Below are 19,140 nucleotides of genomic sequence, written 5' to 3'. Positions count from 1 at the left end.
AAACGGCCGCTGCCCGGCTTGGGAGTTTCAGGCGGCGGCCGGCGTGGCATTTTACGTCAGAAGCCTCCCTTGCCGGGGATCCAGCTGGTGCCGGCGAGCGGCACCTGCGCCATGGCGGACGCCTCGATGGTCAGCGCCACGAGGTCTTCCGGCTCCAGGTTGTGCAGATGGTTCTTGCCGCAGGCGCGCGCGATGGTTTGCGCTTCCAGCGTCATCACCTTGAGATAGTTGGCAAGGCGGCGGCCGGCGGCGACCGGATCAAGCCGCTTGGCGAGTTCAGGGTCCTGCGTGGTGATGCCGGCGGGGTCCTTGCCCTCGTGCCAGTCGTCGTAGGCGCCGGCGGTAGTGCCGAGCTTCTGGTATTCGTCTTCCCAGTGCGGATCGTTGTCGCCGATGGCAACCAGCGCCGCCGTGCCGATGGCGACCGCATCGGCGCCGAGCGCCAGGGCCTTGGCGACGTCGGCGCCGGACCGGATGCCGCCCGAGATGATCAGTTGCACCTTGCGGTGCATGCCGAGATCCTGCAGCGCCTGGACGGCCGGGCGGATGCAGGCGAGCGTCGGCATGCCGACATTCTCGATGAAGACGTCCTGCGTTGCCGCGGTGCCCCCTTGCATGCCGTCGAGCACGACCACATCGGAACCGGCCTTGACCGCAAGCGCGGTGTCATAATAGGGGCGTGCACCGCCGACCTTCACGTAGATCGGCTTTTCCCAGTCGGTGATCTCGCGCAGTTCGAGGATCTTGATTTCCAGGTCGTCCGGGCCGGTCCAGTCGGGGTGGCGGCAGGCGGAGCGCTGGTCGATGCCCTTCGGCAGGTTGCGCATGTTGGCGACGCGGTCGGAAATCTTCTGGCCGAGCAGCATGCCGCCGCCGCCCGGTTTCGCGCCCTGGCCGACGACGACCTCGATCGCGTCCGCCCGACGCAGGTCCTTCGGGTTCATGCCGTAGCGCGACGGCAGGTACTGGTAGACGAGCGTCTGGCTATGGCCGCGCTCCTCGTCCGTCATGCCGCCGTCGCCGGTGGTGGTCGAGGTGCCGGCGATCGTCGCGCCGCGCCCGAGCGCCTCCTTGGCATTGCCGGACAACGCGCCAAAACTCATGCCGGCAATGGTGATCGGTGTCTTCAGCGTGATCGGCTTTTTGGCAAAACGCGAGCCGAGCACGACAGTCGTGTCGCATTTCTCGCGATAGCCTTCGAGCGGATAGCGGGAGATCGAGGCCCCGAGGAACAAAAGGTCGTCGAAATGCGGCACCTTGCGCTTGGTGCCGGCGCCGCGAATATCGTAGATGCCGGTCGCCGCCGCACGGCGGATTTCAGCGAGCGTATAGTCGTCAAAGGTCGCTGACTTGCGCGGCGGGGTATAGGGGTTGTGATAGCTCATCGGTCTGTCCCTGCCTTAGTACGCGTCAGCGTTGTCGATGTTGAAATTGTAGAGCGTGCGGGCCGAGCCGTAGCGCTTGAACTCCTCCGGCTTGACGCCGGTGACGCCGGCCTTTTCGAGAAGCTCGGCGAGCTTCTCCAGATGTTCCGGCCGCAGTTCCTTCTCGATGCAGTCCGCGCCAAGGCTCTTGACCGTGCCGCGCACGAAAAGTTTCGCCTCGTAGAGAGAGTCCCCGAGCGCATCACCGGCATCGCCGAGCACAATGAGATGGCCGGACTGCCCCATGAAGGCGGACATGTGGCCGATATTGCCATGCACGACGATATCGATGCCCTTCATCGAGATGCCGCAACGCGAGGCGGCATTGCCCTTGATGACGAGCAGGCCGCCGCGGCCGGTGGCGCCGGCATACTGGCTGGCGTCGCCTTCGATGACGACGGTGCCCGACATCATGTTCTCGGCGACGCCGGGACCGGCGGAACCCTTGACGGTTACGGTGCCGCCGTCGTTCATGCCGGCGCAGTAATAGCCGACCGAACCGCGGACCTCGACGCTGACGGGACTGTCGATGCCGACCGCAACCGCATGGCTGCCGCGCGGATTGACGACCTCGAACGCGGTGTCGTTGGCGCCCTTGGAAAGGGCATGGAGGGCGCTGTTGAGTTCGCGCAAGGGCGTTTTGGAAAGGTCAAATACAGGCATTGCAGGGCTTTCTCGTTTGGCCGGTCACGCAGCTTTTTCGTGGTCCCAGAAGTAGACGGTCGACGGCTCGGGCTCCCAGACGCGTGCATCCTCGATGCCCGGCAGGTTGACGAGCGCGCGATACTCCGAGCCGAAGGCGACATACTGGTCCGTCTCGGCCATCACGGCGGGCTTGCAGGCGATCGGGTCGCGCACGACGCCGAAGCCGGATTTCGTGCCGACGACGAAGGTGAAGAAGCCGTCGAGATCATCAAGCGCGCCTTCCAGCGCCTGACCGAGATCCTTGCCCTTGGCCATCTCCGCCGTGAGATAGGCGGCCGCCACTTCGGTGTCGTTCTGCGTCTCGAAGGTCATGCCTTCGCGGATGAGCTCGCGGCGCAGGTTGTTGTGGTTGGACAGGGATCCGTTGTGGACGAGGCACTGGTCGGCGCCCGTCGAGAACGGATGCGCGCCCAGCGTCGTCACGGCGCTTTCGGTGGCCATGCGGGTATGGCCGATGCCGTGCGTGCCGCCCATCGAGCGCACGTCAAAGCGCGCCACGACATCCTTGGGAAGGCCGGTTTCCTTGTAGATCTCGACGCTGTCGCCCGAGCCCATGACCCGGATATCCGGCCGGATCGAGGCGATGGCCGCGCGGGTTGCCGCGATGGCGCCGGCGGCGATCTCGACGACGGCGTGGGTACTCTTGACGGTCACGCTGGCGTCGATGCCGGCGGCGGCGAGATCCTTGTCGAGCCCGCGGAAATCGACCTCGGGCTTTGCCGACTGCAGGGTGACCTTCGCTTTTCCGTCAGCCGGTGATCCGTAAATCGCAATGCCGGCCGAATCCGGGCCGCGATCGGTCATCGTGATCAACATGTCGGACAGCAGCGTTCCGAGCTGCGGTTCGAGGCTCTTGTCTTTGAGGAACAATCCAACAATGCCACACATAGGTGCCTCCATTTGTCGCTGTGACAAATGGCTACCATGGGGCTTTCGATCAATCAACTGATAGGAATAAAAATTTCGTGTGAGGCAACTTTAGCCGGGACTGCTGCCCTGTTTCGGATAGCTGATGATGGAGAGATAGCGCGCCGGAAGCTTCACCAGTTCCTGGGGGCCGTGCGGTGCATCCGCGTCGAAGAACAGGCTGTCGCCCGCCTCCATCTTGAACAGTTGGTCGCCATGGCGGTAAACCACGACGCCGTCGAGCATGTAGAGGAATTCCATGCCCTCGTGCTGGAAGGTCGGAAAGATGTCCGACTCGGCCGTGAGCGTGATGAGATAGGGTTCCACCGTCACGCCGCTCGAATTGTTGTCGATATGACCGAGCAGGCTGTACTGGTGGCCGGCGCGCGTGCCGCGGCGCTCGATCTTCACGCCCTCACCCGCCTTGACGAAGGTCGCGTTGCGCGGTTCCTCGAAGCGCCGGAAGAACGCCGTGAGCGGGACGCCAAGGGCCTTGGAGAGGGACTGCAGGGTTGTCAGCGATGGCGAGACGTTGCCGTTCTCTATCTTCGAGAGCGCGCCGACCGACATGCCGGTCGCGGCGGCGAGATCGGCGCCGGTAATGCCGAGCTTCTTGCGATAGGCCCGGACCTCGTGCCCGATCGCCATTTCAAGGTTCTTCTCGCGCGGCTCGCGCACCGCGTGCGGGTTCTGGGACAGGGCGTTCTGCGCCTTCTTGGAGATCTGCTTGCCGCTGGCCATGGCCCACCCGCTCTTCATGGTAAAAACATTCCCTACAGGAAAATATCGCTCACTCGTAGGAAAATCTCGTGCGCAGCGCCGTCGGTGTCTGGCCAAACCGCGTCTTGAAGGCGGTCGACAGATGCGCGGCCCCCGAAAAACCCGTGGCGAAGGCGATTTCCGCCACGGAAAGCGGGCTTTGCTCCAGCAGGCGCCGGGCATGGTCGAGACGGATGTTGCGGTAGGTTTCCAGGAAGCCGCCCGCCATATGCTCGGCAAACAGGCGGTCGAGATGACGGACACTGACGCCGGCAAGCTTTGCCATGGCTGCACGATCGAGCGGCATTTCGATCGTCGCTTCCATTTTCTCCAGGACGGCCAGAAGCGCAGGATGGTGCGTGCCGAACCGTTCGGGCAGGGACCCGCGCTGCGGAGCGCCGGGTTCGGCCACCGCCGTATGCAGATACCAGTCGCTGACGCGCCGGGAAAAATGCGCGCCCATACGTTCGCTGATCATGGCGTGCATGAGATCGAGCGGCGCGACGCCGCCGGCGCAGGTGACACGGTCGCCGTCGATCACGTATCGGGCCTGGCGTGGTGCGAGGGCGGGAAAGGCCTCCTTCAACAGGCCGGCATGTTCCCAGTGGATGGTGAAGTCGCGGTTGTCGAGCAGGCCCGCAGCCGCAAGAACATAGGCGCCGCTCGATATGCCGCCGATGCGAACGCCTTTTCGCGCAAGGCGCCGCAGGACCGGATGGGCATCCTCGACGGTGCTCCAGTCCTTGGGATTACCGCCTGCGCAGACGAAGACCGTGTGGCAGGTTTCGCCGAGCGCGGTCAGTTCCGTGCATTCGACGGTCAGGCCTGAAGAACTCGCAACCGGTCTGCCATGAAGAGACAGGGGTAGCGCGCTGTAGAGATCGAGGCCGGCAATGAGATTTGCCGCCCGCAGGGGCTCCACGGCGGAGGCATAGGACATCAGGGCGAAATTCTGCACGAGCAGAAATCCGATCCTCTGGGTTTTTCTCGTGTCAAACGCAGTCATGGCCCAAATCTATATCATGGCGTCCTATTTTTGAAAGTCTGCCGTCTAAACGGCGACTAGGCTCGGACCTGTGATCGTCGAGGCCTGACCATGCGCTATTCTGCTTTATCCATTCTCCTGAACGGACTGACGGGCAATCGTTCCTGGCGCCCCGCCTGGCGCGACCCGCAACCCAAAGCCCGCTATGACGTCATCATCGTGGGCGGTGGTGGTCACGGTCTGGCAACGGCCTATTATCTTGCCAAGGAGTTCGGCATCACCAATGTCGCCGTGCTTGAAAAGGGCTATATCGGGTCCGGCAATGTCGGCCGCAACACGACGATCATTCGTTCGAACTACCTGCTCGAAGGCAACAATCCCTTCTATGAATTTTCGATGAAGCTCTGGGAGGGGCTGGAGCAGGATTTCAATTTCAACGCCATGGTGTCCCAGCGCGGTGTCGTCAATCTCTACCATTCCGACGCCCAGCGCGACGCCTATACACGGCGCGGCAACGCGATGCGCCTGCACGGGGTGGATGCCGAACTGCTCGACCGTGCGGCGATCAAGGCGATGCTGCCCTTCCTCGATTTCGACAATGCCCGCTTCCCGATCCAGGGCGGCCTGATCCAGCGCCGCGGCGGCACGGTGCGCCACGACGGCGTTGCCTGGGGCTATGCGCGCGGAGCCGATAGCCGCGGCGTCGATATCATCCAGAACTGCGAGGTGACGGGCATTCGCCGTGAGAACGGCCGCGTCACCGGCGTCGAGACGACGCGCGGCTTCATCGGTTGCGGCAAGCTCGGCCTTGCGGCGGCCGGCAATTCCTCGCGCGTCGCCCAGATGGCGGACATGAAGCTGCCGATCGAAAGCCATGTCCTGCAAGCATTCGTTTCTGAGGGGCTGAAGCCGTTCATCGATTGCGTCGTGACCTTCGGTGCCGGCCATTTCTACGTTTCCCAGTCAGACAAGGGCGGGCTGGTCTTCGGCGGCGACATCGACGGCTACAATTCCTATGCCCAGCGCGGCAATCTCGCGACCGTCGAGCATGTCGCGGAAGCCGGAAAGGCGATGATCCCCGCGCTGTCGCGCATTCGCGTGCTGCGCTCCTGGGGCGGCATCATGGACATGTCGATGGACGGCACGCCGATCATCGACAAGACGCCGACCGACAATCTCTATCTGAATGCCGGCTGGTGCTACGGCGGCTTCAAGGCGACGCCTGCCTCCGGCTTCTGCTTTGCCCATCTCATCGCGAAAGACGTTTCGCACGCCACGACCCGGCAGATGCGTCTCGACCGGTTCGAGCGCGGCTATCTCATCGATGAGAAGGGCCAGGGCGCCCAGCCGAACCTTCACTAGTTTGCCCGACCAAGGACATCGAAATGGCCAGCCTCGTCACCTGCCCGCATTGCGGACCACGCCCGAAGGAAGAGTTCACCGTCAAGGGCGCCGCGTTGCCGCGCCCCGCCGCGGATGCGTCCCAGGAGGTCTGGTTCGATTTCGTCTATCTGCGTGACAACCCGCGCGGCGCCTACCGCGAATACTGGCATCACACATCCGGCTGCCGCCGGTGGCTGGTGGTCGAGCGCGACACCGCAACCCATGACATCCACGCGACCCGTGATGCCGCCGATCGTCGCGGCGAGGTGACCCCATGACGCCCTTTCGCCTCTCCTCCGGCGGCCTGATCGACCGGTCGCGGCCGCTTTCCTTCTCCTTCGACGGCAAGACGCTCGGCGGCTTTGCCGGTGACAGCCTTGCCTCGGCGCTGCTGGCAAACGGCCGCCTGCTGGTCGGCCGCAGTTTCAAGTATCACCGCCCGCGCGGTGTCCTGACGGCGGGCAGCGCGGAGCCGAATGCGCTGATGACGATCGGCCGGGGTGGCCGCACGGAGCCGAACACCCGCGCCACCATGCAGGAACTCTACGATGGGCTCGAAGCGGTGAGCCAGAACCGCTGGCCGTCGCTCGATCTCGACATCGGCGCCCTCAACAGCCTGCTGTCGCCCTTTCTCAGCGCCGGCTTCTACTACAAGACCTTCATGTGGCCGGCCGCCCTTTGGGAAAAGCTCTACGAGCCCTTCATCCGCCGCGTCGCCGGTCTCGGCCGGGCAAGCTACGAGGCGGATCCGGACAGCTACGAGAAGGCCTGGATCCATTGCGACCTGCTTGTCGTGGGCGCGGGCGCGACCGGCCTCGCCGCCGCCCTTGCTGCCGGCCGCGCGGGCGCCAGGGTCATTCTCGTCGACGAGCATTCGCGCTGCGGCGGCGGCCTGCTTTCGGAGACGGCCCGCATCGGCACCGAGACCGCGACGGAGTTCGTGGCGACGGCCCTTGCGGAACTCGCCTCGCTTCCGAACGTCACCGTCATGCCGCGCACCACGGTCTTCGGCTGGTATGACGGAAATGTCTTCGGTGCCGTCGAGCGCGTGCAGAAGCATGTGCAGGCGCCGCTGGAGCGGCTTCCCGTCGAGCGGCTCTGGCGCATCGTCGCCAGGGAGGCGCTGCTGGCGACCGGTGCGGAGGAACGGCCTCTCGTCTTCGGCGGCAATGATATTCCCGGCGTGATGATGGCGGGCGCCATGCGCAGCTATCTCAACCGCTATGCTGTCGCGCCCGGAAGGAAGGTGGCGATCTTCACGACCAATGACAGCGGCTATGCGCTGGCGCGTGATCTCGAAGCCGTCGGCGCGAGCGATGTCGTCATCATCGACAGCAGGGCCGAAGGCGCTGGCTTCCGATATGCCGGCACGGCGAAGATCATCAAGGGCGCCGTGGTGTCGGATGCGCATGGCGGCAAGAGCCTGTCGTCGATTTCGGTCACGATCGCCGGACGCACGCAAAAGCTTGCCGTCGATGCCCTGGCGATGTCGGGCGGCTTCAACCCTGTCATCAGCCTTGCCTGCCATCGCGGCGGCAGGCCGGAATGGAACGCCTCATCGAGCGTTTTTCTGGCTCCGTCCAACCTCAAGGGCCTGACACTTGCCGGCGCTGCCGCCAATATCGACGGGCTCGGCGCCTGCCTGCGGCATGGTTTCGCCAAGGGCGCCGAGCGCGCCGAGGCTCTTGGCTACAGCGCGAAGCGCACGACCGTTCCGGCCGTGGCCGACGATCCGAGCGCAGTCGCCAAGCCGCTCTGGTCAATTCCCGGCGTGCGCGGCAAGGCCTTCGTCGATTATCAGAACGACGTGCATCGCAAGGATCTCGGGCTTGCCGTTCGCGAAGGTTACGGTCACGTGGAACTTGCCAAGCGCTACACGACGAACGGCATGGCGACGGACCAGGGCAAGCTGTCGAATGTCAATGCGATCGCGCTTCTGGCCCAAGCGCGCGGCGTATCACCCGCAGAAGTAGGGACGACGACCTTCCGCCCCTTCTACACGCCTGTCTCGTTCGGCGCGCTGACCGGGCCTTCGCACGGCAAGCATTTCCAGCCGGTGCGCAAGTCGCCGCTGCATGGCTGGGCAAGCCGGAACGGCGCGACATTCGTCGAGACCGGCCTGTGGTATCGCTCGTCGTGGTTCCCGCGCGATGGCGAGACGACCTGGCGCGAAAGCGTCGACCGGGAAGTCCTGAACGTCCGCAAGAATGCCGGCATCTGCGACGTCTCGATGCTCGGCAAGATTGAGATCACCGGCAAGGATGCCGCTGAATTCCTCAACCGCGTCTATTGCAATGCCTTCCTCAAGCTGCCCGTCGGCAAGGCGCGTTATGGCCTCATGCTGCGCGAAGATGGCATGATCTATGACGACGGCACGACCAGCCGCCTGGAGGAAAACCGATACTTCATGACGACGACGACGGCCTATGCCGCCGGCGTGATGAACCATCTGGAGTTCTGTGCGCAGGCTCTCTGGCCCGATCTCGACGTGCGCCTCGCCTCCGTCACCGACCAGTGGGCGCAGATGGCCGTTGCCGGCCCGAAGTCGCGGCAGATCCTGCAGGCGATCGTCGATACGGATATTTCCAACGAGGCCTTCCCGTTCTTGGGCGCGGCCGAGGTTTCGCTTTTCGGCGGGCAGCTACGCGGACGGCTGTTCCGCATCTCCTTTTCCGGCGAGCTCGCCTATGAGCTGGCGGTGCCGGCGGGCTACGGCGACAGCGTTGCCGACGCCATTATGCAGGCAGGCGCCGCACACGGCATCCAGCCTTACGGCGTCGAGTCGCTCTCGGTGCTGCGCATCGAGAAGGGTCATGTCACCCACAACGAGATCAACGGCACGGTGGTGCCGAAGGACCTCGGCTTCGCGCGCATGGTCTCGGCCGCCAAGGCCGACTTCATCGGCAAGCGGATGCTGGAGCGGGAGGGCCTGCATGCGCCGGACCGGCCGCAGCTCGTCGGTATCGTGCCGCTCGATCCCGCGGCGGGCTTCCGCACTGGTTCCCACATCCTTGCCAAGAATGCCGCGCCCACGCTGGAAAACGACCAAGGCTATGTCACCTCGACCTGCTATTCACCGCATGTCGGTTCTACCATCGGCCTTGCGCTGGTGCGCCGCGGGCCGGAACGGCATGGCGAGGAAATTATGATCTGGAACGGCCTGCGCGGCGAGTTCACGCCCGGCCGGATCTGCGATCCGGTGTCCTTCGATGCCGCCAATGAAAAGCTTCACGCCTGATTGAGGGAGGATTTGGATGTCAGCCTATCGTGTCACGCAGCGCGCCGCCCTGGCCGATTGCAAGCCCGTTCTGCGCACCGGTGTCAGTCTGGAAGCCCTTCCCGAGGGCACGGTCCTGCATCTCCTCGCGCGTCCCGATACCGGCTCGCCGGAGATTATCGGCGATGCTTCACTCTCCGGCCTGTCGCTTCGCTCCGTCTCGGTCGGCCAATGGTTCGCCGTGGGTGCGACGGCTCTGCCTTATGCGGATCTCGATGCAATCGCGGAAAAGCTGAGGCCGGTGGCGGATGTCATCGACCAGAGCCATGGGCGCGTGCGCATCCTCGTGCGCGGGCCCCAGGCCGCCCATGTCCTCGCCAAGGGTACGGCCATCGATCTGTCGAACGCCGCGTTCCCCGTCGGGCAGTCGGCCACGGCGCTCATTGGCCATATCGCTGCCCATGTCACGCGAATGGAGGATGATGGTTTCGAGCTTCTCGTTCTGCGTGGTTTTGCAGAAAGTCTATGGGACGATCTCGTGCGCATGAGCCTCGAATTCAGCTAAGCGAGATGTCAGCGAAGGATATACATCGGATGCCAGTTATCGATGGGAAGCAGGTTGCCGCTTCCGTGATTGACGCTGTGAAGGCCGCGACGGTGACCCTGGAGAACGAGGCCGGCGTCAAGCCCGGTCTCGCCGTCGTCATCGTCGGCGATGATCCGGCAAGCCACGCCTATGTCGGCGCCAAGAGCCGCATGTCGAAGGAATGCGGTTTCAACTCCATCCAGCATACGCTGCCGGAACATACGACGCAGGAAGAGTTGGCCGCGCTCGTGGAGACGCTGAACACCGACGAGACCATCCACGGCATCCTCGTCCAGCTGCCGCTGCCCAGGCATTTGAATTCGGATCCGATCATTCAGTCGATCAAGCCGGAAAAGGATGTCGACGGCCTGCATGTCGTCAATGCCGGCAAGGTCGCGACCGGCGATCTCGATGGCGGTCTCGTCTCCTGCACGCCGGCCGGCGCGATGATCCTCGTGCGCCGCACCCATGGCGAGGACCTGTCCGGTCTCAATGCGGTGGTGATCGGCCGCTCCAACCTGTTCGGCAAGCCGATGTCGGCTCTGCTGCTTGCCGCCAATGCGACTGTCACGACCGCTCATTCGCGCACCAAGGACCTTGCCGGCGTCTGCCGCAATGCCGATATCCTGGTTGCCGCCGTCGGTCGCCCGGAAATGGTCAAGGCGGATTGGGTAAAGCCAGCAGCCACCGTCATCGATGTCGGCATCAACCGCATCCCGGCTTCGGAAAAGGGCGAGGGGAAGTCGCGCCTCGTCGGCGACGTCGCCTATGACGAGGTTGCCAAAGTTGCCGGCGTCATCACGCCGGTTCCGGGCGGCGTCGGACCGATGACCATTGCCATGCTGATGGCCAATACGGTCATCGCGGCCTGTCGCAAAGCCGGCCAGACGCCGCCGAAGTTCTGATTGCGTCTCACAGTGGACATGTCTCGTCGCGCAGCGACGATTGTCCTCGGTTCGGGTACGGGAACTGTCGGCAGCGGCAGCGTTTTCCCGGATTAGTCAAGGAGGCCACAGAAAAATCATGGAACGAGTGCTCGCAGCCGAATCGACTTGTGATTGCGGCGTTGCGTGGACTTTTCTCTGACGGCTCCGGGTTTGCGATCAATACCCTCCGGCATCCGTCAAACTTTGCGCGAAGCTTCTCCTGAACGAATGTCGATCGTCTCCTGTTTAGCTTGCAGCTCGACGATGCGGAGGCCCCGAGGTTCTGATCGAGCTTGGAAGGCGTGAGCTCGATCCGCGTTCCTTCGCTTAACAGCGTCGGCATCCCGAATTGATCATTTCGCGGCTCAATGGCCGGCCTGCCGGTTTCCACTGTCAACGCTTCGACGCACACCTCGCGATGTGCCCCGCATGACTCGGGGTCAGAGTGATTCGCCACTTCTTCTCCGTATTGAACCTTCATCAACTATCTTTCATCGGCTTTGCAGCCGCACTAAGCGCTCATTTCCATGCGCCTTTTCTCGTTGATGCCTCTGCCGCATGAAGTGTCCATTAAAAATAGGTGGACACCAAATATGAGTGACGAAGAGCAGAAACTGCGTGTGCGGCATGTGGGGCGCGATGGTCGACGCCGCTACGATCCAGGATCAAAGGCGCGGCTTGTTGCGGCCTGCCTTGAACCTGGTGTGTCGATATCCGGCCTTGCGCTTACGCATGGGATCAATGCCAACCTACTGCGCAAGTGTGTGTCAAGGAGGCCAGGGAGTCTGGCTCCCTGGCGGTATCTCCACGCTCGGCGTTTATCCCGGTCGTGGCAGTAGACGGCAGCCTGCCTGTCGGGACCTGCTCGCTGGATATGTCGGTCACGTGTGATGAAGAACAACGAGCATCACTGGAGAAGACGGGCCATCCGTCAGGTTTATCCGAAATCAGCGCATTGCTGCCAAACGGCGTGAAGCTTTCGCTGGAATGCAGAGATGTGGATGGGTTGACGGCTGTCATTGGAGCATTGGGCCATGTTCAGACTGGACGCTGATCTCAAGGTCTACCTGCACCGCGAACCGATCGACTTCCGCGCCGGCATCAACAGCCTTGCGGTCCTAGTGCAGGAGACGATGGAGCTCGACCCGTTTGCGCCTGCGGTCTTTGCCTTTTGCAATCGCCGCCGTGACCGGCTGAAGCTCCTGTTCTTCGATCGGTCCGGTTTTGTGATGGTCCTGAAGCGATTGACCGAAGATCGGTTCAGATGGCCATGCCGGGAGACGGCGGTGGTGACGCTTTCGACTGAGCAGCTTCACTGAATTCTCGACGGCATCGATATCGACGCCATGGTGCGCAACCCTGTGCGGCAATATCAGATCGCCGGCTGACGACTCTGAACTTCTGCGGTTGACGCGGTGGTGCGGTTCAGATTCAAGAATCCGATGAATCGAACCGGCGAACCAAGCGTTGCAGAACTGATGGCGCAGTTGGCGGCAAATGCTGCCGAAATCGCCGCGCTGAAAGCTGAGGAAGAAGCGCTCAGCGCCCGCGTGGTCAAGCTCGAGGAAGAGTTGGAGCTGGCGCGGCTGCATCGTTTTGCGCCGAAGAGCGAAAAGCATGTTCTTCGATGAAGCCGAGCAGGTTGCCGATGAAGACGACGCCAGCGGAGAAGATGGCGAGGTCTCGACCTGCCGGAAACCGGTTTTGCGACGATCGAGAAACCGGAGGGCAAGAAGCGTGGCCGCAAGCCCCTGCCGGAACACCTGCCGCGCGAGCGTGTCGAGTATGACCTTGCCGACGACCAGAAGGCCTGCCCTTGCTGCCGTCATCAGATGCATCGCATGGGTGAGGCCGTCACCGAGCAGCTCCATATCGAGGTGAAGGCCAAGGTCCTGCAAAAAGTGCGGTTCAAGTACGCCTGCCGCCATTGCGACCGGACCGGCATCAACACGCCTGTCGTTCTCGCGCCAATGCCCGCGCAGCCCTTGCCGGGCAGCATCGCCACGGCCTCGACGCTGGCATTTGCACTGGTCCACAAATATGTCGATGGCACACCGCCCTACCGTCTGGCGCAGGCCTTCGAGCGCGCCGGCGTTCCTGTCAGCCGTGGTGCTCTGGGTCACTGGGTGATCGGCTCGAGCGAGAGGCATCTCTCTCGCATCTATGACGCGCTGAAACGGCGGCTCAGATCGCAACCGCTGATCCATGGTGACGAGACGACGGTCCAGGTGCTGAAGGAAAAGGACAGGGGGGCCACCAGCACATCCTTCATGTGTTGGGGTGGACGGCCCCGAACGGCATCGAAATGTGCCAGAGTGAGGTTGTTAAGATCTCAAACGAAGGGAGCCGCCCATGGACAAGACTAAACGCAACTATTTTAGAAGTTGTAGCGGTTCGGCTCGGCGGCCAATCCCCTCTATCCGTCGGCACCTTCGCGTTTTCAGCCTTCGACCACTTGGCATTGAGGCGCATCTGCTCCTTCCTTACTCTTCAGAACGATCGTAGTGTCCCAGGGATCGCGCAGCGAAAGAGTGCTCTCGTTCCATTCGACGTAGATTCCTGAGGCTTCTGCCCGCTCGGCGATCCGTGGGAGTTCTTGTTTGTGCCGCACAATGATCTCGAAGGTTTCCAGACCTGTCATTTTCTGACGATGCCCTGCAAAGGATTGCCCGCCCCAGTTGTTGCAGGCAACTTGATGGTGGTAGCCACCCCGCGCGAAGAAGGATGCTCCCTGGAGTTGCAATGACACTTCAAAGCCAAGAACCTTGCCGAAAAAATGCTCGGCTTTGCCTGTTTGATCCACCCGAAGATGGACATGGCCGATAACGCTGCCCGAAGGCAGCCCCTGCCAGGAAGTCAGATTGGCTGCAGCCAATAGATCATTGATGTCGAGAGGAGTACTGGTCGTCAGGATCGTGCCATCCTGCGCCTGCCAATGCGCCATCGGGCGGTCAGCATAAATTTCAATGCCATTGCCCTCCGGGTCGGCAAGATAGATCGCCTCGTGCGTGTGGTGGTCCGAGGTGCCCTGCAGCGGCACCCGCTTTTCAATCGCATGAAGAAGCCATCGTGCAAGATCCCTGCTGCTCGGCAGAGCGAAAGCGACATGGTAAAGACGGGCGTTTCGTTGATCATGGGGAGCAAGGCTAGGGTCACCGGAAAGCCTGAGGAGTGCGAAGCCGTCCACGCCTAGGAGGGCTTGGCCCGGTCCGGTCGACAACACTTCAAGCCCGAGTGCCTCCTGATAGAAGGTTGAGACGAGTGGTAGATTTCGCACTTTAAGTGTAACCAGACCTATTTGAATGGGAGCAGTGTTGTGATCGAAGTAGTCGGTGCTGGCCATAGTTGCTACTGTCTCCTTTTTCCCGGGGCCGCCTGCATGGCCCCGCGCTTACGATCGTATTGGCGAGACTTCTGGCGCGGCGCGTGCAGCTTTGGGAAACGACATATAACTGTGAATACCCTTCAAAAAAATGAGTTAAATTTCGAGCATCTAGTTCAAAAAATTGGAATGACATGCACAAAAATAGCTTCACCACTCGGCGAGAGGGATAGTCACCATGGACGCCCTGACGATCGATCAATTCACGGTCTTCGTGACAGTTGTCGAGAAAGGCAGTTTCGCCGCCGCCGCACGACAGTTGTCCCGGGCGCAATCGGCGATCACCTACGCTATACAGAAGCTTGAGGAGCAAAGCGGGCTTGCACTCTTTGACCGGTCAACATACCGCCCAACGTTGACTGAGGCCGGAATTGCTTTGCTCCCCAGAGCTAGGCGCATCCTGCACGACATTGCGGACTGGCGCCAGCATGCCCACGGTATCGCTCAGGGGTTGGAGGCAGAAATCTCGCTCGTCATGGTACCTTACGCGACGGAGGTTCCTGTCGGCCGGATCCTTGGTGCGTTCAACACGCGCTTCCCGCGCGTTTGCGTCCATCTATCGACGGTCTCCTTTTCCGTTGCCATCGAAGCTCTATGCCAAGGTAGCGCCGATATCGGACTACTGACTGAGCATGAACCACTATCGAAGGAGTTGCAGCGGCATCAATGCGGATGGGTCGACCTTATTGCGGTTGCAGCACCCGGCCATCCACTAGGCAAGATCAGAGGAAAGTTGAATGCGGCGATGTTGCTTGACTGCACACAACTGGTATTGGGCACCGCGCTTGGAACGGATAAGGGGCGCGACTACGGGGTTCACGCGGTCAATCACTGGCGCGTTAGCGATGTTCAAACGAAGCACAGACTGATCTTGGAAGGGGTCGGATGGGGATCTATGCCGAAGTCTGTTGTCGTAGACGATATTGCCGCAGGTCGACTAGTGGAATTGGAACTTGACCGTTGGGAGGGATCCGCCAGAATGCCTGGCTTTCCCCTCGTCATTGCACATCAGAATGGCCGTGCACTCGGACCGGCGGGTCGGTGGCTCATTGAGCAGTTCTCCGCCCAATAGTGCAGCAAACCACTGTTGCGGCCCTGCGCGTTGCCGCGTTTGCACACTTCTCGCTAAGATGAAGCGGTTCAGTGATTCATTCCGTGAGCTCGTTTATAGGTTTCTGAGGGTACGCCATATCGGCTGCGATATTCGGCTGCCATGCGTCCCATGTGGAGGAACCCCCACCTTAAGCCAACCTCCTTCAGTTCCATGCCGGGTTGACCACCTTTGAGATCCTGATGCATGGCCTCAAGCCTCAGATATCGCAGATAGGCCATCGGCGTCGTCATTTTAAATTGCCGAAAGCCCATCTGAAGGGCCCTCTCACTCACTCCGCTTACGGCGGCAATTTTATCAAGCGTCAAAGGCTCCGCAATGTTGGCGATCATGAACTCGATCGCTCTCTTCACGTGCCGTGGCATGGCCGGTGTGATACGTCCAAGCCACGGTGAAAAGCGATGCGGCAGCGCCAGGCATCGCAGCAGTGATCGACGATGTCGTCGTATGATTTGAACACGCGGTTTGATAGCCAGTTGTCGCGCATGAAATGCCAGAGGTTTTCGACCGGGTTCAGCTCCGGCGATTTCGGCGGCAAAGGCAGAATGGTGATGTTTTCGGGCACGACGAGATTGTTGGACATGTGCCAGCCTGCCTGATCCATGATGAGGATCGCGTGCGCGTCGTCATCGACGTGACGGGCGATTTCGGCCAGATGCTGGGTCATTGCGTAGGTGTCGCACCATGGCATGACCAGCGCCGCCGCCTTGCCGAGCTTCGGGCAGATTGCGCCGAAGATGTAGGCCGACCTTGTGCGCTGATCGTGCGGTGCTGAAGGCCGTGTTCCACGCTTGGCCCAACGGCGCGTGATCTTGTTCTTCTGCCCGATACGGGCCTCATCCTCGAACCAAATCTCTATGCGTTTTCCTCGGGCCGCTCCAGCGGCAATCTCTGCCACTGCGGCAGGGAACTTTTTTAAAATCCTCAATGGCTTGAGGGTTTTGAGCGTGATGCTTGGGCCGGACAGCCAGCTTGCGATAGCCCATGGTCAGGACTTCACGGCTCAGCGTTTGCTCGCTCACCGAAACACGAAACTCTTCCCAAAGCCATTGCGCCAGATCGTAAGCGCCGTCTCCGCCCCATTGGATAGGCTGTATTTTGAGGCTGGCCGGGCGTGCGAGAAGGTTTCCAGGACTATCTGGAGATTTGCATGGCAGATGATGGATTTGTTGGGCGCTACGAAGTTGTCGAGCCGCGCCGCGGAAACCGGCGGTGGCCAGATGATGTGAAGGCGCGGATCGTCGCGGAAAGCCTTGAGCCTGGTGTTCGTGTTGTTGATGTCGCGCGCCGTCATGACGTTGTTCCGCACCAGCTTTCCTTGTGGCGCCGGCAAGTGCGCGAGGGCATTCTGACGCTGCCTTTTGAGGCTATGCCGGGCCTGTCGGAGAGCGGCGATGCCGAGCCAGCATTTGTGCCTTTGGCGATTGCGGCAGAGCCGAGCGAGGCTGTGAATGTTTTGGCGCCGCCGCTGTCGGAGGCGGTTTGTCCGGTCTTGACGTTGGAGATCGGCCCGGACGTTGTGATGCGGGTTCCCGGCGATGTGCCAGTTGAACGTGTGGCCGCTCTGGTGCGCGCCATGCGAGGGACGGCATGATCGTCGCGGGCCAACGACTGCCGATCCTGATTGCAACGCGGCCGGTGGACTTCCGCTGCGGGCATCAGGCGTTGGCTCTGATGGTGCAGACCGAGTTGAAGCTCGACCCGCATTCCGGGGTGACGGTGATCTTCCGGTCGAAGCGCGGTGATCGTCTGAAAATCCTGGTATGGGATGGCACCGGAATGGTGTTGACCTACAAAATTCTTGAACATGGAAGCTTTGCCTGGCCCAAGGTGCAGGATGGGACGATGCGTCTTTCCAGGGGGCAATACGAAGCGTTATTCGAGGGGCTCGACTGGCGGCGAGTCATGGCGCAACGGGTGATCGCGCCGTCGGCGGCAGGGTGAATATCCCGCTGCCTTTGCATTGTTTTATTTGGATTTTTTGTGCTGTCTTGCTATAAGACCGCATGTCGTCGTCCCTTGATCTCAGCCTGTTTCCGGACCTTCCGCCAGAGGTGGTGAAGGCGTTTGCGGCGATGCAGTTCGAACTGTCGGTCGAGCGTGCTGCACGTCAGCACGAGCAGGCTGTGGTTGCCGAAAAGGACGCCTTCATCGCCGAGCTGAAGGAACTGGTCGAGAAGCTTGAAGGTCAGGTTCACGACTATCGGCGCACGAAGTTCGGGCCGAAATCGGAAAAGCTCGATCCGGCGCAGATGGAACTGGCGCTGGAAGACCTTGAAACGGCAATTGCCGAAACACAGGCGCGGATTGCCGCCGTGGAGAAAAAGATCGAAGCCAGCGCATCCGATCCGGAAAAAGTCGCTCCTCGCAAGGAGCGTAAAGCCCGTGCACTGCCCGAACACCTGCCGCGGGTCGAGAGAGTGATCGAGCCCGAGAGCATCGTTTGTCCCTGCGGTTGCGGCAACATGGTTCGGATCGGCGAAGACCGGACGGAACGGCTCGACCGGATTCCGGCGCGCTACGAGGTGATCGTCACCATCCGCCCGAAATACGCATGCCCCAAGGGTCGAACGGGCGTCATCCAGGCCAGAGCGCCAGCGCATCTGCTGGAAGGGAGCTGGCCGACGGAAGCCCTTCTGGCTGAGATTGCCGTCTCCAAGCATTCCGAACATATGCCGCTCAACCGGCAGGCCGAGGTCATGGCGCGACACGGGGTGCCGATAGACCGCACGGTCCTGGCCGATTGGATGGGGCGCACGGGCAGCGAAATCGCACCGGTGGTCGACCACATGGCAAAACGGCTGCTGTGGGAAAGCACGCGGCTCTATGTCGATGAGACCACGGCTCCGGTGCTTGATCCGGGGCGAGGCAAGACGAAGACCGGCTATCTGTGGGCCGTGTTGCGTGACGATCGCGGCTGGAATGGCTCTGCGCCGTCGGGCGTGGTGTTCCATTATCGACCTGGGCGTAAAGGCGAATATGCCGCTGAAATCCTCGACGGGTTCAACGGGACAATCCAGGTGGATGCCTACGGTGGTTACTCTCACCTCGCCACGTCGGACCGGATGGGTGGCGATCCCTTGAAGCTGGCCTTCTGTTGGGCGCACGGGCGCAGAAAGCTGATCAAGGCCACGCCAAAGAGTGGATCGCCCATCGTCGACGAGGCGCTGGTGCAGATCGCCGCGCTCTACAAGATCGAAGACAGTATCCGGGGCTCAGATCCCGGACATCGCCGGGCAGTTCGACAGGACCTGTCCCTCCCGCTGGTGGACGAGTTCTTCACCTGGCTGGCAGCGCAAGCCAAGCGCGTCTCACGCAAGTCTGACCTCGGAAAAGCCCTGGCCTATATGCTGACGCGGCAGGACGGCTTCCGGCTGTTTCTGGGCGACGGCCACGTCGATATCGACTCCAACCTGGTGGAAAACGCGATCCGCCGACCGGCCATGAACCGCCGCAATGCGCTCTTTGCGGGGCACGATGAAGGGGGCCGCAATTGGGCCCGGTTTGCCAGCCTGATCGGCACTTGTAAAATGAACGGCGTTGAGCCCTACGCCTATCTGTGCGACCTCTTCACCCGCCTCGCAAACGGCCACCTCGCCAAAGACATCGATGCCCTGATGCCATGGGCCTATGCCGCCCGCATCAAGGCCTCACAATGAGCTCGTCAGGTACTCTTCGGTGAGCTCATTTGACGGCCCGTAGATCAACCTCAGATTGCTGCAACTGAAAAAGCCATGGGGCGTGGACGTCGCATAC

The 19,140-nt window shown here is 61.8% G+C and carries 17 protein-coding genes and 3 pseudogenes; 12 read left to right on the top strand and 8 right to left on the bottom strand.

Annotated features, from left to right (window positions below; all coding sequences use genetic code 11):
* Positions 1-56 precede the first annotated feature (56 nt).
* From ACTJKM_RS19930 to ACTJKM_RS19910, 5 genes are all read right to left on the bottom strand, one after another.
* Positions 57-1,385 carry an FMN-binding glutamate synthase family protein gene (locus tag ACTJKM_RS19930; RefSeq protein WP_440637005.1) on the bottom strand — a complete coding sequence of 443 codons (1,329 nt, stop codon included), beginning with the start codon at positions 1,383-1,385 and terminating at the stop codon, positions 57-59.
* Between the two features lie 15 nt (positions 1,386-1,400).
* The gene (locus tag ACTJKM_RS19925; protein ID WP_024900024.1) at positions 1,401-2,087 is read right to left on the bottom strand and encodes a GXGXG domain-containing protein; all 687 of its coding nucleotides are present in this window, start codon (positions 2,085-2,087) and stop codon (positions 1,401-1,403) included.
* Positions 2,088-2,111: 24 nt separating this feature from the next.
* A complete protein-coding gene (locus ACTJKM_RS19920) occupies positions 2,112-3,017 on the bottom strand; it encodes a class II glutamine amidotransferase (RefSeq protein WP_024900023.1) in 906 nt (301 codons plus the stop codon).
* Positions 3,018-3,107: 90 nt separating this feature from the next.
* On the bottom strand, positions 3,108-3,776 hold the full coding sequence (locus tag ACTJKM_RS19915) for a helix-turn-helix domain-containing protein (protein ID WP_036568532.1): 669 nt from the start codon (positions 3,774-3,776) through the stop codon (positions 3,108-3,110).
* Positions 3,777-3,825: 49 nt separating this feature from the next.
* Positions 3,826-4,800, bottom strand: a complete 975-nt coding sequence (locus ACTJKM_RS19910; protein WP_427142564.1) for a GlxA family transcriptional regulator — start codon at positions 4,798-4,800, stop codon at positions 3,826-3,828.
* A gap of 90 nt (positions 4,801-4,890) precedes the next feature.
* On the opposite strand from ACTJKM_RS19910, the gene ACTJKM_RS19905 reads away from it, so the two are divergent.
* The 8 genes and pseudogenes from ACTJKM_RS19905 to ACTJKM_RS19870 form a co-directional block, all read left to right on the top strand.
* The gene (locus ACTJKM_RS19905; RefSeq protein WP_440595081.1) at positions 4,891-6,141 is read left to right on the top strand and encodes a sarcosine oxidase subunit beta family protein; all 1,251 of its coding nucleotides are present in this window, start codon (positions 4,891-4,893) and stop codon (positions 6,139-6,141) included.
* Positions 6,142-6,164: 23 nt separating this feature from the next.
* Complete coding sequence (locus tag ACTJKM_RS19900) at positions 6,165-6,440, top strand: sarcosine oxidase subunit delta (RefSeq protein ID WP_024900018.1); 276 nt, start codon at positions 6,165-6,167, stop codon at positions 6,438-6,440.
* A complete protein-coding gene (locus ACTJKM_RS19895) occupies positions 6,437-9,400 on the top strand; it encodes a sarcosine oxidase subunit alpha family protein (protein WP_440660737.1) in 2,964 nt (987 codons plus the stop codon). The genes ACTJKM_RS19900 and ACTJKM_RS19895 overlap by 4 nt, the downstream gene beginning before the upstream one ends.
* A gap of 16 nt (positions 9,401-9,416) precedes the next feature.
* A complete protein-coding gene (locus tag ACTJKM_RS19890; protein WP_243016894.1) occupies positions 9,417-9,944 on the top strand; it encodes a sarcosine oxidase subunit gamma family protein in 528 nt (175 codons plus the stop codon).
* A 29-nt stretch (positions 9,945-9,973) separates the two neighbouring features.
* Positions 9,974-10,870, top strand: coding sequence for a bifunctional methylenetetrahydrofolate dehydrogenase/methenyltetrahydrofolate cyclohydrolase FolD (gene folD, locus ACTJKM_RS19885; RefSeq protein WP_243016893.1), 897 nt, complete (start codon positions 9,974-9,976; stop codon positions 10,868-10,870).
* A 614-nt stretch (positions 10,871-11,484) separates the two neighbouring features.
* Positions 11,485-11,945 (top strand): annotated as a pseudogene (tnpA, locus tag ACTJKM_RS19880) (IS66-like element accessory protein TnpA).
* Positions 11,926-12,210 (top strand): IS66 family insertion sequence element accessory protein TnpB, encoded by a 285-nt coding sequence (gene tnpB, locus ACTJKM_RS19875; protein WP_243016891.1) that lies wholly within the window; start codon positions 11,926-11,928, stop codon positions 12,208-12,210. Before tnpA (ACTJKM_RS19880) ends, tnpB (ACTJKM_RS19875) begins: the two are co-directional and overlap by 20 nt.
* Before the next feature lie 123 nt (positions 12,211-12,333).
* Positions 12,334-13,179: pseudogene (locus tag ACTJKM_RS19870) on the top strand (IS66 family transposase); the annotation flags it as partial.
* Between the two features lie 152 nt (positions 13,180-13,331).
* On the opposite strand, the gene ACTJKM_RS19865 reads toward ACTJKM_RS19870, so the two are convergent.
* Positions 13,332-14,234, bottom strand: a complete 903-nt coding sequence (locus tag ACTJKM_RS19865; RefSeq protein ID WP_427142560.1) for a VOC family protein — start codon at positions 14,232-14,234, stop codon at positions 13,332-13,334.
* 217 nt (positions 14,235-14,451) lie between these two features.
* Here ACTJKM_RS19865 and ACTJKM_RS19860 point away from each other — a divergent pair, with 217 nt between their 5' ends.
* A complete protein-coding gene (locus tag ACTJKM_RS19860) occupies positions 14,452-15,345 on the top strand; it encodes a LysR family transcriptional regulator (RefSeq protein WP_427142559.1) in 894 nt (297 codons plus the stop codon).
* Positions 15,346-15,413: 68 nt separating this feature from the next.
* Here ACTJKM_RS19860 and ACTJKM_RS19855 read toward each other — a convergent pair whose 3' ends face one another.
* Both ACTJKM_RS19855 and ACTJKM_RS19850 read right to left on the bottom strand, forming a co-directional pair.
* Positions 15,414-15,716: a helix-turn-helix transcriptional regulator gene (locus ACTJKM_RS19855; protein ID WP_440636994.1), complete on the bottom strand. Its 303-nt coding sequence runs from the start codon at positions 15,714-15,716 to the stop codon at positions 15,414-15,416.
* An 80-nt stretch (positions 15,717-15,796) separates the two neighbouring features.
* A pseudogene (locus ACTJKM_RS19850) lies at positions 15,797-16,445 on the bottom strand (IS630 family transposase); the annotation flags it as partial.
* Positions 16,446-16,534: 89 nt separating this feature from the next.
* Between ACTJKM_RS19850 and tnpA (ACTJKM_RS19845) the strand changes: the two are divergent.
* The 3 genes from tnpA (ACTJKM_RS19845) (at position 16,535) to tnpC (ending at position 19,043) form a co-directional block, all read left to right on the top strand.
* On the top strand, positions 16,535-16,978 hold the full coding sequence (tnpA, locus tag ACTJKM_RS19845) for an IS66-like element accessory protein TnpA (RefSeq protein ID WP_065998904.1): 444 nt from the start codon (positions 16,535-16,537) through the stop codon (positions 16,976-16,978).
* Entirely contained in the window at positions 16,975-17,328 is a 354-nt protein-coding gene (gene tnpB, locus ACTJKM_RS19840) for an IS66 family insertion sequence element accessory protein TnpB (RefSeq protein ID WP_047637286.1), read from the top strand. The genes tnpA (ACTJKM_RS19845) and tnpB (ACTJKM_RS19840) overlap by 4 nt, the downstream gene beginning before the upstream one ends.
* Before the next feature lie 62 nt (positions 17,329-17,390).
* On the top strand, positions 17,391-19,043 hold the full coding sequence (gene tnpC / locus ACTJKM_RS19835; RefSeq protein ID WP_065998900.1) for an IS66 family transposase: 1,653 nt from the start codon (positions 17,391-17,393) through the stop codon (positions 19,041-19,043).
* Positions 19,044-19,140: the final 97 nt, after the last annotated feature.

This window comes from Ensifer sp. 22460, from assembly GCF_052044935.1.
Classification (GTDB): Bacteria; Pseudomonadota; Alphaproteobacteria; order Rhizobiales; family Rhizobiaceae; genus Ensifer.
The sequence above is the reverse complement of the archived record's forward strand: the minus strand, read 5'-3'. Positions and strand labels throughout refer to the sequence as shown.

Coding starts and splice junctions, on each gene's coding strand:
- ACTJKM_RS19930 (WP_440637005.1), bottom strand. CDS start 1,385: ATGAGCTATCACAACCCCTATACCCCGCCGCGCAAGTCAGCGACCTTT.
- ACTJKM_RS19925 (WP_024900024.1), bottom strand. CDS start 2,087: ATGCCTGTATTTGACCTTTCCAAAACGCCCTTGCGCGAACTCAACAGC.
- ACTJKM_RS19920 (WP_024900023.1), bottom strand. CDS start 3,017: ATGTGTGGCATTGTTGGATTGTTCCTCAAAGACAAGAGCCTCGAACCG.
- ACTJKM_RS19915 (WP_036568532.1), bottom strand. CDS start 3,776: ATGGCCAGCGGCAAGCAGATCTCCAAGAAGGCGCAGAACGCCCTGTCC.
- ACTJKM_RS19910 (WP_427142564.1), bottom strand. CDS start 4,800: ATGACTGCGTTTGACACGAGAAAAACCCAGAGGATCGGATTTCTGCTC.
- ACTJKM_RS19905 (WP_440595081.1), top strand. CDS start 4,891: ATGCGCTATTCTGCTTTATCCATTCTCCTGAACGGACTGACGGGCAAT.
- ACTJKM_RS19900 (WP_024900018.1), top strand. CDS start 6,165: ATGGCCAGCCTCGTCACCTGCCCGCATTGCGGACCACGCCCGAAGGAA.
- ACTJKM_RS19895 (WP_440660737.1), top strand. CDS start 6,437: ATGACGCCCTTTCGCCTCTCCTCCGGCGGCCTGATCGACCGGTCGCGG.
- ACTJKM_RS19890 (WP_243016894.1), top strand. CDS start 9,417: ATGTCAGCCTATCGTGTCACGCAGCGCGCCGCCCTGGCCGATTGCAAG.
- folD (WP_243016893.1), top strand. CDS start 9,974: ATGCCAGTTATCGATGGGAAGCAGGTTGCCGCTTCCGTGATTGACGCT.
- tnpB (WP_243016891.1), top strand. CDS start 11,926: ATGTTCAGACTGGACGCTGATCTCAAGGTCTACCTGCACCGCGAACCG.
- ACTJKM_RS19865 (WP_427142560.1), bottom strand. CDS start 14,234: ATGGCCAGCACCGACTACTTCGATCACAACACTGCTCCCATTCAAATA.
- ACTJKM_RS19860 (WP_427142559.1), top strand. CDS start 14,452: ATGGACGCCCTGACGATCGATCAATTCACGGTCTTCGTGACAGTTGTC.
- ACTJKM_RS19855 (WP_440636994.1), bottom strand. CDS start 15,716: ATGATCGCCAACATTGCGGAGCCTTTGACGCTTGATAAAATTGCCGCC.
- tnpA (WP_065998904.1), top strand. CDS start 16,535: ATGGCAGATGATGGATTTGTTGGGCGCTACGAAGTTGTCGAGCCGCGC.
- tnpB (WP_047637286.1), top strand. CDS start 16,975: ATGATCGTCGCGGGCCAACGACTGCCGATCCTGATTGCAACGCGGCCG.
- tnpC (WP_065998900.1), top strand. CDS start 17,391: ATGTCGTCGTCCCTTGATCTCAGCCTGTTTCCGGACCTTCCGCCAGAG.